The 13,142-nt window shown below is 60.0% G+C and carries 13 protein-coding genes; 4 read left to right on the top strand and 9 right to left on the bottom strand.

Annotated elements, in window-relative coordinates; translation table 11 throughout:
• Window positions 1-17: 17 nt before the first annotated feature.
• Together IE093_RS16200 and IE093_RS16195 are read right to left on the bottom strand one after the other, a co-directional pair.
• Window positions 18-1,280, bottom strand: a complete 1,263-nt coding sequence (locus tag IE093_RS16200) for an MFS transporter (protein WP_189470989.1) — start codon at window positions 1,278-1,280, stop codon at window positions 18-20.
• Between the two features lie 58 nt (window positions 1,281-1,338).
• On the bottom strand, window positions 1,339-1,521 hold the full coding sequence (locus tag IE093_RS16195) for a hypothetical protein (protein ID WP_189470987.1): 183 nt from the start codon (window positions 1,519-1,521) through the stop codon (window positions 1,339-1,341).
• Between the two features lie 70 nt (window positions 1,522-1,591).
• Here IE093_RS16195 and IE093_RS16190 point away from each other — a divergent pair, with 70 nt between their 5' ends.
• The 4 genes from IE093_RS16190 (at window position 1,592) to IE093_RS16175 (ending at window position 4,949) form a co-directional block, all read left to right on the top strand.
• Complete coding sequence (locus IE093_RS16190) at window positions 1,592-3,502, top strand: type IV pili methyl-accepting chemotaxis transducer N-terminal domain-containing protein (RefSeq protein WP_189470985.1); 1,911 nt, start codon at window positions 1,592-1,594, stop codon at window positions 3,500-3,502.
• 3 nt (window positions 3,503-3,505) lie between these two features.
• Complete coding sequence (narL, locus tag IE093_RS16185) at window positions 3,506-4,177, top strand: two-component system response regulator NarL (protein WP_189470984.1); 672 nt, start codon at window positions 3,506-3,508, stop codon at window positions 4,175-4,177.
• Between the two features lie 117 nt (window positions 4,178-4,294).
• A complete protein-coding gene (locus tag IE093_RS16180; protein ID WP_189470983.1) occupies window positions 4,295-4,636 on the top strand; it encodes a type II toxin-antitoxin system RelE/ParE family toxin in 342 nt (113 codons plus the stop codon).
• 10 nt (window positions 4,637-4,646) lie between these two features.
• Window positions 4,647-4,949: a helix-turn-helix domain-containing protein gene (locus IE093_RS16175; protein WP_189470982.1), complete on the top strand. Its 303-nt coding sequence runs from the start codon at window positions 4,647-4,649 to the stop codon at window positions 4,947-4,949.
• 466 nt (window positions 4,950-5,415) lie between these two features.
• Here IE093_RS16175 and IE093_RS16170 read toward each other — a convergent pair whose 3' ends face one another.
• From IE093_RS16170 to IE093_RS16140, 7 genes are all read right to left on the bottom strand, one after another.
• Window positions 5,416-5,874 carry a hypothetical protein gene (locus IE093_RS16170; protein WP_189470981.1) on the bottom strand — a complete coding sequence of 153 codons (459 nt, stop codon included), beginning with the start codon at window positions 5,872-5,874 and terminating at the stop codon, window positions 5,416-5,418.
• Window positions 5,875-6,302: 428 nt separating this feature from the next.
• The gene (locus tag IE093_RS16165; protein ID WP_189470980.1) at window positions 6,303-7,106 is read right to left on the bottom strand and encodes a hypothetical protein; all 804 of its coding nucleotides are present in this window, start codon (window positions 7,104-7,106) and stop codon (window positions 6,303-6,305) included.
• Complete coding sequence (locus tag IE093_RS16160) at window positions 7,106-10,177, bottom strand: DUF637 domain-containing protein (RefSeq protein ID WP_189470978.1); 3,072 nt, start codon at window positions 10,175-10,177, stop codon at window positions 7,106-7,108. The genes IE093_RS16165 and IE093_RS16160 overlap by 1 nt, the downstream gene beginning before the upstream one ends.
• Window positions 10,096-10,896, bottom strand: a complete 801-nt coding sequence (locus tag IE093_RS22935; RefSeq protein WP_422730991.1) for a hemagglutinin repeat-containing protein — start codon at window positions 10,894-10,896, stop codon at window positions 10,096-10,098. The genes IE093_RS16160 and IE093_RS22935 overlap by 82 nt, the downstream gene beginning before the upstream one ends.
• Before the next feature lie 137 nt (window positions 10,897-11,033).
• The gene (locus tag IE093_RS16150) at window positions 11,034-11,174 is read right to left on the bottom strand and encodes a hypothetical protein (RefSeq protein WP_189470976.1); all 141 of its coding nucleotides are present in this window, start codon (window positions 11,172-11,174) and stop codon (window positions 11,034-11,036) included.
• A gap of 258 nt (window positions 11,175-11,432) precedes the next feature.
• Complete coding sequence (locus IE093_RS16145) at window positions 11,433-12,008, bottom strand: SMI1/KNR4 family protein (RefSeq protein ID WP_189470974.1); 576 nt, start codon at window positions 12,006-12,008, stop codon at window positions 11,433-11,435.
• Between the two features lie 8 nt (window positions 12,009-12,016).
• On the bottom strand, window positions 12,017-13,142 hold a 1,126-nt coding region (locus IE093_RS16140), incomplete at its 5' end, for a hypothetical protein (RefSeq protein WP_229803656.1).

Genomic DNA, 13,142 nt, shown 5'->3' with positions numbered 1-13,142 from the left:
CGAGGGAATATACCTCTTCAGGTGCTGTGCGAGTCCATCGCGTAGAGTTGCTCCCATAGCATCACCAGCAGGCACACGCCAAGCGCCGCATAGAGGAACATGAAACCGGCGGTACGGATGCCGACCCAGGTGTCGCCAAGGGCGAACATCAACGGCAGCATGGCGGCGAACAGCCCGCCCAGAGCCAGCGCCAGCCCGCCTACGCGGGCCATGTCGTCGGCATGCTCGCGATGGATCATGCGCATCAGGCTGCCCTTGCCGATCCCCATGGCCAGTCCCATGCTCACCAGCAGGGCGACGAACCCCCACAGCGGCATATGGAAGCTGAAGGCCAGATCGTCCTTCACACCCTGGATATTGATCGAGAAGCTGGGGTAGGAGAGCCAGAACAGGCAAGCCAGCACCCACAGCCCGACCCACCAGCGCAGGCTGCGGAAGTCGCGCCAGTCGGCCAGTGCTCCTCCAACGATCTGGCCGAGCCCGCCGGACAGGGTGAAAGCCAGCGACCATAGCGCGGCACTGGCCAGCGGCAGGTGGTATTGCGCGGAGAGATAGCCCGGCAGCCACAGCGCCAACGCCACGAAGGCACCGAAGAAGAAGCTGTAATAGAAAGCCAACCGCCAGGCTGCCCAACGGGGTGGCATCCATTGTCGGTGACGTGGGCTTAGCTCACGGGATGGCGCCATGGATGGCGAATCGTCGGCGAACAGCCATAGCAGCAACGCCACTATCACGATGAGCAATAGATAGAGCGTAGGGGCCAGGCGCCAGCCATAGGCCTGACTGACCAAGGGCAACAGCAGGTAGCTCAATCCGGCACCCAGCATCCCGGCACCATACAGCCCGAGCGCCAGGCCGGCATGCCGTGACGGCCCCCAGGTCGCCACCCGCACCAGGCCCGCCACCAGCGTGCCAGCACCCAGCCCCAGGCCAGCCCCGGCCAGCAGGAACTCGATATAATGCTGAGCCTGACCGATCCACCACAGGAAGGGGCACACCAGCCACAGACAGGCGATCATCACCCGGCGCCCGCCCACACGCTCGGCCAGCCGTGCTGCAAGCAAGCTGACCAAGGCACCGCTGAGCATAGGACTCGCCAGCAACCCGGCAAAGGCCAGCTCACCGAGGCCCAAGGTGCTACGCAGTTCGACCCCGAGCACGGCGAAGATGGTCCAGCAGGCGAATACCAGTGCGAAAGCCAGTGGTGACAACAGGATGACCACCAATGGCCGATAACCAAGGCTCGGAGCGGGCAAGGCGGCTCCCGAAGTGGGGATCATGGCAAATAAATCTCGTGAGACAATTACAGGGAAAACACTGAATAAATGCCTGCGCGACTCAATCACTGCGTTGCGCGGTGCGCGGAATCCTCACATATACCCCCATATGCTCCGGTTCCTGTGCGCCGGGCGCCTTGTGCTTGATGCCGCTCGTCGATTTCTTCAGCGTTTCCTGAGAAATTCTCGATTGCGGGGTCAATGCCGTCAAAAGGGCATCGGGGGTATTACCTTCGAGGTACATCCGCTACTTCCGGCCTAGGCTATAGTCAAACGCTTCATAATATCCGCCCCCGGAGGGGCCTCCAGGCTCGATGAAACTCCTGCAACGTTCCCTGGTCGCGCGTATCACCGCGTCGCTGCTGGCCATCAGTCTGATGGCGCTGGTCAGCATCGTGGTGACCATGGCAGTGGCCAGTGGCAGTCGTGGCGATGCCGCCGCCATCAACATGGCCGGCTCGCTGCGCATGAACACCTACCAGATCGTTGCCGCACTGCAACGTTACGAGCAGCAACCCGGCAACGAACAGCGCGACCAGGTCATGCGCCTGGCCGAGCGCTTCACCCAGCGTCTCGATAGCCCCGAACTGACCGCCAGCATTCCCGGGGCCGAAGATCATGCCCTGCAGCGCCAATACCGGCTGATTCATGGCCGATGGGACGAGGAGCTGGCCCCGCAGGTCAATGCGGCCATCGAGGGAGACGATGTACGGACCGCGACTCTCAGCGCCACCCTGGACAGCCTGGTCGGCGACATCGATGCGCTGGTGACGCTACTGGAGCAAAACAGCGAATCGAAGATCCGCCTGCTCAGCCTGCTACAGATACTGTTCCTGGCGCTGACTGCGGTGGTGGTGGCCATCGTGCTCTACGATATCCGCCACAACCTGGTCGCCCCACTGCGCCAACTGGTGGTACTGGCTCGCGAGGCGGCGCACCGCAACTTTCATCATCGCACCCGCATGCAGGGCAGCGACGAACTGGCGCTGCTGGGGCGCACCTTCGACACCATGGCCGAGGAGCTGGCCACCAGCTATGCCGAGCTCGAAGAGCGCGTATCGCGCAAGAAGCAGGAGCTCGAACGCAGCAACCGAGCGATGCAGATTCTCCATGACGGCAGCCGCACCCTGTATGGCGGCGGCAACGACCTGTGCGCCAGTGCGGCGCCCATGCTGCGCGACCTGGAATCGTTGCTGGATATCGGCCCCATCCGGCTGTCGCTCAACGACCCTCAGGACGAACGCCAAATCCCGATCCTCGCCACCCACTCGGCAACCCGTCCTGAATACTGCCGCGACCACGATTGTTACGCCTGCCTGATCGATCCCCGGCCGCTCCAGATCGAACAAGGTCCCGACGCAGAGTGCCTGCTGCTGCCGGTAAGCGTCGGTGACGAACTGCTCGGCACCCTGGAAATCCGTTATTCCAAGGCCAAGGGCCTCAGCGACAGCACACGACGGCTGCTCAACGCGCTATCCGACCAGTTGGCTACGGCGATCTACCTGCAACGGCGCATCGAGGAGCAGCAGCAGGTGTCGTTGATGAACGAGCGCACCATCATCGCCCGCGAGTTGCACGACTCCCTGGCGCAATCGCTCTCCTACCTGAAGATGCAAGTGGCACGGCTCGAGCGCATGCAGGCCAAGCAGATTCCCCACGAGACCCAGGCCGAGGTGCTCGATGAGCTGCGTACCGGGCTCAATAGTGCCTATCGCCAGCTACGCGAACTGCTGACCACCTTCCGTCTCAAACTCGAGACGCCGGGCCTGCAGGCGGCACTACGTCAGACTACCGAGGAGTTCGCCGAACGCATGACGACTCCGGTAGAGCTCGACTACGACGTGCCACCACATCTGCTCAACCCCAACGAAGAGATCCATGTGCTGCAGATCGTGCGCGAGGCACTGGCCAACACCCACAAGCACGCCCAGGCTCACTGGGCGGCGGTCACGGTACGTTTCGCCGATGCCCGGCTACAGGTACGCATCGAGGACGACGGTATTGGCCTTGCCAACGGCCACTCGCCGCCGCAGCATTATGGCCTGGTGATCATGCGCGACCGCGCCCACACCCTGGGCGGCGAACTCCAGGTGGGCAACCGCGAGGTCGGCGGCACTCGAGTGGCGCTAACCTTCGTGCCGCAGACCGCGCGCCTGATCGCCCAGCAACCCATCACGCAGGCGGAAGAAAAGCCCGTGACCATCACCGAAGGGAACAGGACCTGACCCATGGCCATATCAGAGCGAGATACGCCGGCAAGCATCCTGATCATCGACGACCACCCGCTGCTGCGCCGTGGCGTCAAACAGTTGCTGGAGCTGGAAGACGACCTCGTACTGGTGGGCGAAGCCGGCGAACCCGAGGTGGGGATTCGCCTGGCGGCAGAGCTCGAACCCGACCTGGTGCTGCTCGACCTCAACATGCCGGGCATCGACGGCATCGAGACCCTCAAGCGGCTGCGCGAGGCCAACTTCGCCGGTCGCATCGTGATGTTCACCGTCTCCGACAACGAAGAGGACGTGGTCGCCGCCCTGCAAGCCGGTGCCGATGGCTATCTGCTCAAGGACATGGAGCCCGACGACATGGTGCGCCAACTGCGCCAGGCCGCCCTGGGCCGCATGGTGATCAGCGAGAACCTCACCGCACTGCTCGCCGAAGCTCTGCGCCAGCAACGCTCGGCGCCGGCAGCGCCGGACATTCACAGCCTGACCCAACGTGAACGCGAGATCCTCCGCGAACTCGCGGCGGGGCTCTCCAACAAACTGATTGCCCGCAAGCTCGATATCACCGAAGGCACCGTCAAGGTGCACGTCAAGCACCTGCTCAAGAAGCTCAACCTACGCTCGCGGGTCGAAGCGGCGGTATGGGCGGTTCAGGAAGGACTGGAGGCGAGGGAATAAGCCTCGCCGCACCCCACCAATATCAGCGAGCCACCGGCTTCAGCTTGGTGACTACTCAAGGCTTGACAATAGGGCTTGACCTATATAGGCTTTAGCCTATAATCCAAGGATGATCCAATGTGGTCGATAGAACAGACCGAGACTTTTGAAGAGTGGTACTTCTCATTGGAGGAGATTGACCGAGAAAACGTACTTGCGGCGATCTTGATGCTTCAGGAAAGAGGGCCAATGTTGCCTCGCCCTCATGCTGATACCGTGAATGACTCGCAGTATCGCAACATGAAGGAGTTGAGGATTCAGAGTCAGGGCCGGCCTCTGAGGGCCTTCTTCGCATTCGATCCTCGGCGGACAGGTATCCTACTGTGTGCCGGCGACAAGACAGGCAACAAGCGTTTCTATGATGACATGATCCCAGTGGCAGACCGGGAATACGCTGCCCACCTGGAATCACTGAAATGAGGTGAAAGCTATGGCTCGCACACTGGACCAACTCATCGCCAATGAGAACCCTGAACTCGTCAATCGCGCCAAGGCGAAAGCCGATGCGATGTTGTTGGATCTCCGCCTCTCGGAAATTCGCCATCTGGTCGAGATGACGCAAGCGGAGATGGCTGAGGCCATGGGCGTCAGGCAACCGACCGTTGCCGGTATGGAGAAAGGCGGTCAAGACCTGCGCTTGAGCTCCATCAAGCGTTACGTTGAGGCCATCGGCGGGAAAGTCCGTCTGGATGTAGAACTGCCTGACGGTACCCACCACGGCTTCCCCGTCTGAGGCTACCGGGCAACACCTGACCAATCCGGTAAGGTGTTGCACTCAGTTTCTGCGGCCAAGCATCAATAAAATATTGGCAAAGCTACTATTACATAAACTGACAATCCGGCACATCCATGAGAAAAGACGCCGTTACATAAGCTATTTCTCGACTTCCCCCAGGTCTGACTTAAGGTTGCCGCGCAGGCCGCCGGTGGGCCGGTTGTGATGCTCCAAGCTCCATCGATGAGGCCTGACTATTAGGATGATCAGACCCGGGACCTTCGATATCTGGACTACAAAGCGATATCCACAATTACTGATGCAAGACAAAGAAATGCAGTTGTTAAAAACCAGTGTGAAGCGATGCGTTTGCTCTTCCCACAGCCGGGCTACTCTAAAATGAACTCTCACCCATGAAGTAGCACTTTTTAAGAATGAGAAAAACCATGATCAGCAAGAAAAATGGGCCCCACAAACCAGCAATTTACCCTTTGGTCAAGTTCTTTTGAAAACGCTTTGGCAAGACGACAAAAGCCATAACCAATGAAGAAACAGCTCCCATGAAGAATGTACCAGGAAATCTAAATAATCCCTCATCAATGCTCGCTGTCGTGACAGGCAACAAAGTCCATATTTGAGCTCCAGAGCCGCCAGCAATAAAAGTGATTAGATAAGCCTGAAGAGATTTCCTGAGCTTAATCAAAGCATATAGTAGTGAAAGGAGAAAGGCTGGCACACCAAAGAGATAAAGCGCTGTCAATGAGGCGATAGCCAGGATCACTGGCAGTCCACCAAAAGTCTCCCACCAGCCATCACGCAAGTCCTGTTCAAACAGCAGCCCAAGAAACATTACAGAACTCATCATGAATAGTACCACAACAGCGGGGCAAAGCGTGAAGCCAATAACCACCCGCCAGTAAGGATGCTTTAAATTATTGATCACAACCTACATCCTTGAGAAAAATTGCAATCAGCAAATTTTCAGCCAAATTCGATTCTTGGGTCATTGCCCGAGACATTAATACGTCTTATCACCTGCTTCATATCATCCCTCAATAGCCATGATGCAACCCCCCAACCAGAATTCATCATCTCCTTTGATACTCCAACAAATCAACTCCTATCTTTCAGATCTCTCCCATGAGACGGCTGCAATATTTACTTCTCAACTTGAAGCTGATCAACATCCCATGCTACCGACGGGTCTCGTCGGTACGCCTCTCGACTCGTGACGATTGCAAGGCAAAGTTGCCGCTGCTCTTCTCGTGGGCTTCGGTGTGGAAATGCTGGCGGCTTCGAAGTGGATGGCGCCGCCGCTGGCCAGGGTCAGGTCGCCGCCGCTGGCTAGGCTGCCTTCCATTGCCTTACCGTTCACTTCTGCTTGAACAGCCGTGAACATTGCCTTCCTACCCACCAGCCAAACACCGCAGCGAGCACGATGACAAAACTTCTCAACACATCATTCATCCCGTCTTCTGTTAATGCGGGCACGAGTTTGATCACTAAGATAGTGCTCAATAACGACCCGAAGATCCCGGAGAGCCCAAGCTTATCCATCAGCAAACCGATCGGTGGTATTTCTTCATTCGCCTGGCGGTTCTGCTCAATAGCGACTGGAGTAACAAAATCGCCCCATCGAAACGGGGTATTTTGCTCAAGATACTGCTTCACCGCCTGCTCAGACTCATACTTCTCTATGCGGTCACCCTGCTGAACATCCTGCCCCGCTTGGCTCAGCTGCAACGTATAACCCTGCTCCGTCTTACTCAACTCAGCGCGATGCACGATATCGCCTGCAGCAGTTGGTTCGATAAAGGAGGCGCGCATTGGTGAATTTTGGGCCTCATAGGTCTTCTCATCTTTCCGCTCTTCTTGCCTCTGCTTGTCACCCTCTTCCAGTTGACGCCTCTTTTCTGGATATTTTTGCCAATACCAAACGCCGATAAAGTCAAGCAGGGATCCGAATAGATACATACCCACGAATCCCACAGCCCATACACGATGCCAGCGCTGCTGTCCTGGGCCATAACCTCTCAGCTCGCCGCCGAACAGGGCATACACCCACTCTCCAATAGCCACGCTATTCCAGAAAAAAAGGAAAACTGCACAAATGCCCAACGTATATTTAGCTTGGCGCTTAAAAAAACCCGGCCACGTCATATCTCGTGCCGCCATTATTGTCGCTCCTCATTGTCGACACCTGGCAACAAGGCAGGTGCGTTACTGATTACAGCTTGTGCCGTGTTACCAATAGTATCAGCCGATGGCAGGGGTACACTGAATGTTGCCGGGGTTTGGAAATACGGCACGCTGACTTGGGACGGTATATATGATGCCACCCCTTTAATGCGATCACCGAACCACGTACCAGCCCCACCAGCTACCGCGCCGACAGTTGCTCCCCAGCGAACAGACTTATCCTCGTCATACACCCAGTTATTAGCAGCGGTGCTCGTCCCCCCTGCAACAGCACCCACAGCGGCATTGCCCAGTATCCCCCCACCTGCCAGTGGTCCATAACCCATGGCGGTGATGCCGGCCATCAGCGTCTGGCCGGGGCGGTATTCACCTCCTTGCGCATACTGGCCCAATGCGTCGAAACCGGCGCCAGTGGCAAACAGCCCTGCCGCTGCACGAGCCGTCAGGGTGGCTGCCGCATAACCACCCGTCACCGGGAGTGACGCCAGGCTGGCGATACCACGGGTGAGTGCTTCCTGGCCTTGTTTGATCTCCGCCCATGGCCGGCTATCGGTCTGATTGAGGTTGTAGGGTAGCCCTGCCGCCATGGCGATACTGCCCGGGAAGCGCAGTTTGGGCTCGGGACGAGGGCTCGGAGTAGGAGCTACCATCGCACGATAGGGAGACGATTCTCCCCCTGTCTGCTCGATGATGTAGGCAACCAGTTCCGGCGGCGTATCTGCCGGTACCATCTGGACGAGATAACGGGTGTTACCGTCGCCCCCAGGGGTGGCGAGCCATTCACCGCCGAAGTCATAGTAGCTGGCATCAATGGCATCAAGGTCGTGCAGATCCACCACGACGTTAGACCCCGGCGACTCTCCCAGCTCATCGTTAAACATTCCGCGCAGAGCTTGCTCAATTTCTTCAGCTGTGTATTCACCATCACTTTGCTCAGCAAGTTTTTGAGCGACCTCTTTCTCATGGGCGTGCGCTTGGCGGTTGTACTGCGTCGAATACCCCGCGATTTCGGCACCTTGATTCACATCGCCGTCCGTCAGTTCGGCGGCGATGATGCCGGTGATCTGCGAGGCGGCGACCAGCAGTTGCGGGTCGTTGTCGACCAGTTCGGCCAGGTGGTCCACCAGCGCTTCGTTGGCGCCGGCGGCCAGGGCGCCGGTTCGGAAGTCGCTGCCCGTGGCTTCGGCGACGGCGCCACCGGCCAGGGCGTGCAGGGCGATTTTCTCGAGGTCTCCCTCCGCCCATTCTTGCTCATGGGCATAGTCGCCTATGGCGTCGAACAGTACGGCGGCGACCACTTCGGTCAGTACGCCGTCGAGGCCGGCCTCGAGGTTGTCGCTCAGGCTGCCGCCTTCGATGGCGGTGCTGACGCTGGCGTTGATGGCCATTTGCGAGGCGCGCTGGCCGGCGAAGCGGGCGATGTCGCCGGCGTTACCGAGGTCCAGGCCGGCGGTGTTGGTGGTATCGCCCATCACGCCCTTGGTGACCCCGGCGCTGACGGCGGCGGTGGCCGCGCCGCGCAGGCTGTCGCTGGAGAAGGTGTCGTCGAACACATCGCCCAGATCGCCGCGGTTGTTGACCGCGCTCACAGTGGCGGTGGTGGCCAGTGAGGACACCGCGGCACTGACCGCCGCGCCCGTGGCACCGGTGGCCCCGAGCATGCCGGCGGCGGCCGGTCCCACGAATACCGAGGCGACGATCGCGATGACCAATATGGCACCGGCGCCGAGCCCGGATTGCTCGTACTCCCAGCTGTCGTGGATTTCCTTGACCCGCCGCCAGTCGATGTCGCCGCGTTCCTCCATCTCCTTGAGCCAGGCGAGGTCGGGGTCGGCTTCGACCATGGCGTCGATGGTCTGGCTGACGGTTTGTGCGTTGATCTCGGGCACCTCGGCGACGATGCCGTCGGCGGCCTGGATGACGAGGTTGCCCTTGGCGATCAGTTGGCTCTGGCGCAGGGTTTCGTCGGTGCGCCCTTCGCCCCGCGACGATTGCCAGGCGAAATTGCCGCTGCGCTCTTCGTGGGATTCGGTGTGGACGTCGCTGGCGGCTTCGAAGTGAATGGCACCGCCGCTGGCCAGGGTCAGGTCGTTGCCGGCTTCGAGGCGAGCGCCTTGGTAGCGTTGATCGACGCCGCTGGCCACGGTGAGATCATTACCGCTCTCGAGGTGGCTGCCCACGGCGCGAATGTCGTTGATCTCGTCGCGCCGGTAACTGCTGCTGAACAGGCCGCTCTCTTCCTTTTCGTAGAGGGAGTAGTCCTGGTCGTTGGCGGCGAGCAGTTCGACGTCGCGACCGGCGATCAGGAAGGCGTCGTCGCCGGCCTTGGCCTCGCTGGCGATCAGGCGCAGATCGCGCCCGCTGCGCATCGTGAGGTTCTTGCCGGCCAGCAGTTCGCTGCCCTGCTGGCGCACCCGGCGGCTGATCCAGTCGGTGGTGGCGGTGTGGGATTCGTGGTGGCGAACGTTGGCCGCCGAGGCCAGGGTGAGGTCGCCACCGGCGTCGAGCGCCAGGTTGCCGGCCGCCTCGGCGCGGCTGGCGATGGCGGTGATGTGACGCTGCGCCTGGAGGGCGACGTCTTCCCTGGCCTTCAGTTCGCTGCCGGCTTGTTCGACGGTGCGGGTTTGCGAGCGGCGGAATGGCCCGGTACGCGTCTGGGTTTGGCTGATGTTCTCGGCGGCGCCGAGGACGATGTCGTTGCCCGCCTCGATGGCCAGGCCGGCGCCACTGTCGATCTCGCTGGCGGTCAGGCGCACGTCGCGTCCGGCGCCGAGGTCGGTGTCACCGCCGCTGCTCAGTTGGCTGCCGACCTGGGTGGTGGTGCGCTCATCGACGCGCTCCCTCGCCCACGGGCGGTCGGGGTTGTCGCCCCAGTCGTGGGTGGTGTCGCGGTTGAGGCCACTCGGGTCGTCGCCGGCCTCGGGGTCGGCGATTTGGATATCGCCCTGCCCCAGGGTGGCCAGGGTCACGCTTCGCTGGTCGCTGCTGCCGTAGGTGGTGGTGATCCGGCTGGTATTGATGCTCGGGCCGTCGGCCCCCTCCTGCACGCCGGACTCCGAGGGCGTGGCACCAAGCCCCACGTTGGTGGATACGCCTGCGCTGCTCTGCCGGCTGTGGTGCGTATTGTCAGGTGGTCGTAGCTCAGCGAGCCGGTGGTGAGATTGAGCTGGCCCAGGTCATTGCCTTGCTCGTCCACCGTCGCCAGAGTACTGCCGGACAGATGGGTGTTGCCCTCGACATCGATGTCCGCCGTGCCGCCGGAGGTCAGGCTGCTGACCACGGTGTCGCTGTTGACGTAGCTGCCGCGATGCTGGCTCGCCCCGCCGCTGACGCCCGTGACCGTGTCGAGGTCGCCGGGGTCGTGCCGGGCACTGCTGCTGTTTCCATTGGGATCCGACAGCGCGTCGGCTTCACCGCCTTCGGACTGGCCCAGACTGATCCCTGCACTGACGCCATACCCGGCGCTGCCGCCACTGCTGCGGTTCTGGCGCGAGGCGATGACAAGGTCACCGCCGATCCGGGCTTGCAGGTCCTGCTCCGCCCGGACCGTGCCACCGATGAGGTTGGTGTCGCCCACCGAGTCGATGGTCAACCGGTCGGCATGCACTTCGCTGTTGGTGTAGTTCACCGCCCGGTCACGGGCCCGGTCGCGCTCGTAGGAGAGGTTCAGGGTGGCGCCGCTGGTGGCGCCGAACAGTGTCACCGCGGCGGTCAGTTCGCCGCTTTCGGTGTCGGTGCGCTGGGTGGCGCTGTCCCGGCTGGCCAGGATGTCGATGTCGTGGAGCCGACCGAGCGGGTCTCGTGCGCTTCGGTGGTCGACTGGCTGGCCTGAATATCGGCCTGGATGCCGGCATTGAAGCCGAAGGCATAGCTCGAAGCCGAGGCCGCCCCGGCCGCAGCCTGCTAGGCTACCAGGGTGGCCTCGGCCTTGCCGTGGGTTTCCTCGTGATCGCTGGTACTCTGCTCCGTGGCTTCGATGATGGGCAGATCATCGCCGGCCCGCATGATGGCGGCGTCGCTGGTGTCTTGCACGCTTTTGTGCATCGCACCGAGAATCCGTAGCCGACAGGCTGCTCTGACGGCTGCGGGTCTCGGTAAGATACAAACGAATCAATTGTTAAAGATCGCGGTGAGGTCGCGATTGCAATGCGTCATGGCGGCACGATACCTGATGGGTCAGGTGTTGCACTTGGTCATTGAGGCCACCAGGATTAATGGCACCAATCTCACGGGTTCAGGTGACCATCAGCGGCACCGCCAGATGCAGAATCCGCATTTTCCCTATAGCAAAGGGTCACAATATCAGGTGAACATTTCGCAAATTCGGCCCCAGCATTTTTGCCCATCGTCAGACAAAGCGGGGTTAACAATCTTTGCGATATCAGTAAAAACCTCGGCTTCTGCATCAAGGCCTTCAAGTGACCGCTGATCAAGATTGGCAGCTATGACGATAAAATCTTCAAATCCATTTGCGAGACAAACGGGTTCACGAAAATATCCAGACGAGATGTCGCGAAAAAAAACCCTTCCATCATCATGATAGTCTTCGCCCTTCACGAGCAACACTAGATCACCTTCGAAGTTGGCGACATGAACATACTGCTCACTAACATAAGGGCTTTTTTGATCGCCATTCAGCTGTCGAATTGTCTCGATTATATCGTCAGAGGGAATTGGCATAAGCTCCAACATCCCCACCGAGACTTCCTCAACCTTGTATCGCTGCACAAAATCTATGTAACTCTCCGGCAGCCCCAAGCCCGATGACTGCAAATCCAAAGGTTCCGCTCTCGATTCAAGTAGAGTGGCCGGAAACCCAGATGGACGGTTTGCTAGGGCCCGATAATACTCAAGGACCTCGTGAATATTTTTCAGCATGTTGGTTCTCAATTTGGTGGATGCCAAACGCCAAACCCCGGTGAATTTGCATGGACTTGGCTTGGTAACGGAATAGCATGTTTCCCATAGTCCATGTGGTGATGAACCAAAGTTTGATCCTTGTAAGGAGCATGTTCCGGAAAAGCGCGGATCCAGTCATTGTCAACTTTAGGAGATCGACCGCTAGCAATCAAATCCTTGTTTGATTGGCTCAGAGCAGCATTTGGCTTCTCAGCCCAGGCATTCCAAAACGCGCGGCTGTTTCTGATACCACCGTTTGCAGTCGTGGCTCCACTCGCAAACGTGGAAGTATCAACCGAATATGCTGGATCGGGTTGACCTGGATGAGCCGGGTCAATTCTCACGTAGTAAGGTGAATCCGGGTTCCTGAGATGAGGCGCTCCTATATCCGGGGCATGCCCCCCTGCGTGCTCTCCGCCCCCTCTCTTCCCACCGGGGGTGATTCCACCCGCGACAATACCCGCCGCGAAGACGCCACCGCCAATCAGGTGGCGATCATCTTCGAAGCGGTCGACCGACAGATAGCGGTCTTCCACCCATTCGGCAAGCAACTTTCCGCCTTCATAGGTTGCCTCGGCAATCTTCTTTCCAAATGAGGAATGCTCTATCGCCTTGCTCACCAGCAGCTCGATCACGCCCTTCGGCCCCTGGGCCACCGCCAGACCAATCTCAACGATCTGCCGCTGCGCCGGGTGTGCCTCCAGGTAGGCGTTGATATCGGAAGCGCCCCGCAGCACCACTTGCGCCGGGGTCTTCTCCGGAGACCGCTCGCCGATCACGACAATGGTCTTTAGCTCCACCACCGGCAGGCCCTGGTCATCGTAATAAACGTCGGATGGGGCGGCGTCCTCAGGCGCTGACGCGTCCGCTTCCGGGGGTGTCTCGCTGTCCATGAGCGGGCCGCTCACCTCGGCGATGGTCTTCATGCTGGCCAGCACCTGATCCTGGAACGCTTCGTCAGCGAGAATGGCCGTGGCGTCCTCGAGGCTGTAGCCGCGCCGGATCAGGGCTTCGTAGAGGTCTTCGGTGATGGAGCCTCCCGCGTCCACGGCGGCGTCCGGGGCCGAATGGGTCAGCAGCGTGATCTGCGTCGCCACTTCGTCGTAGGTCGCC

The sequence above is a fragment of the Litchfieldella qijiaojingensis genome, from assembly GCF_014651875.1.
Taxonomy (GTDB): Bacteria; Pseudomonadota; Gammaproteobacteria; order Pseudomonadales; family Halomonadaceae; genus Litchfieldella; species Litchfieldella qijiaojingensis.
The sequence above is the reverse complement of the archived record's forward strand: the minus strand, read 5'-3'. Positions and strand labels throughout refer to the sequence as shown.

What these genes read in the sequence shown, in the direction of transcription:
- IE093_RS16200 (WP_189470989.1), bottom strand. Translation starts at nt 1,280, where the DNA reads ATGATCCCCACTTCGGGAGCCGCCTTGCCCGCTCCGAGCCTTGGTTAT.
- IE093_RS16195 (WP_189470987.1), bottom strand. Translation starts at nt 1,521, where the DNA reads ATGTACCTCGAAGGTAATACCCCCGATGCCCTTTTGACGGCATTGACC.
- IE093_RS16190 (WP_189470985.1), top strand. Translation starts at nt 1,592, where the DNA reads ATGAAACTCCTGCAACGTTCCCTGGTCGCGCGTATCACCGCGTCGCTG.
- narL (WP_189470984.1), top strand. Translation starts at nt 3,506, where the DNA reads ATGGCCATATCAGAGCGAGATACGCCGGCAAGCATCCTGATCATCGAC.
- IE093_RS16180 (WP_189470983.1), top strand. Translation starts at nt 4,295, where the DNA reads ATGTGGTCGATAGAACAGACCGAGACTTTTGAAGAGTGGTACTTCTCA.
- IE093_RS16175 (WP_189470982.1), top strand. Translation starts at nt 4,647, where the DNA reads ATGGCTCGCACACTGGACCAACTCATCGCCAATGAGAACCCTGAACTC.
- IE093_RS16165 (WP_189470980.1), bottom strand. Translation starts at nt 7,106, where the DNA reads ATGGCGGCACGAGATATGACGTGGCCGGGTTTTTTTAAGCGCCAAGCT.
- IE093_RS16150 (WP_189470976.1), bottom strand. Translation starts at nt 11,174, where the DNA reads ATGCACAAAAGCGTGCAAGACACCAGCGACGCCGCCATCATGCGGGCC.
- IE093_RS16145 (WP_189470974.1), bottom strand. Translation starts at nt 12,008, where the DNA reads ATGCTGAAAAATATTCACGAGGTCCTTGAGTATTATCGGGCCCTAGCA.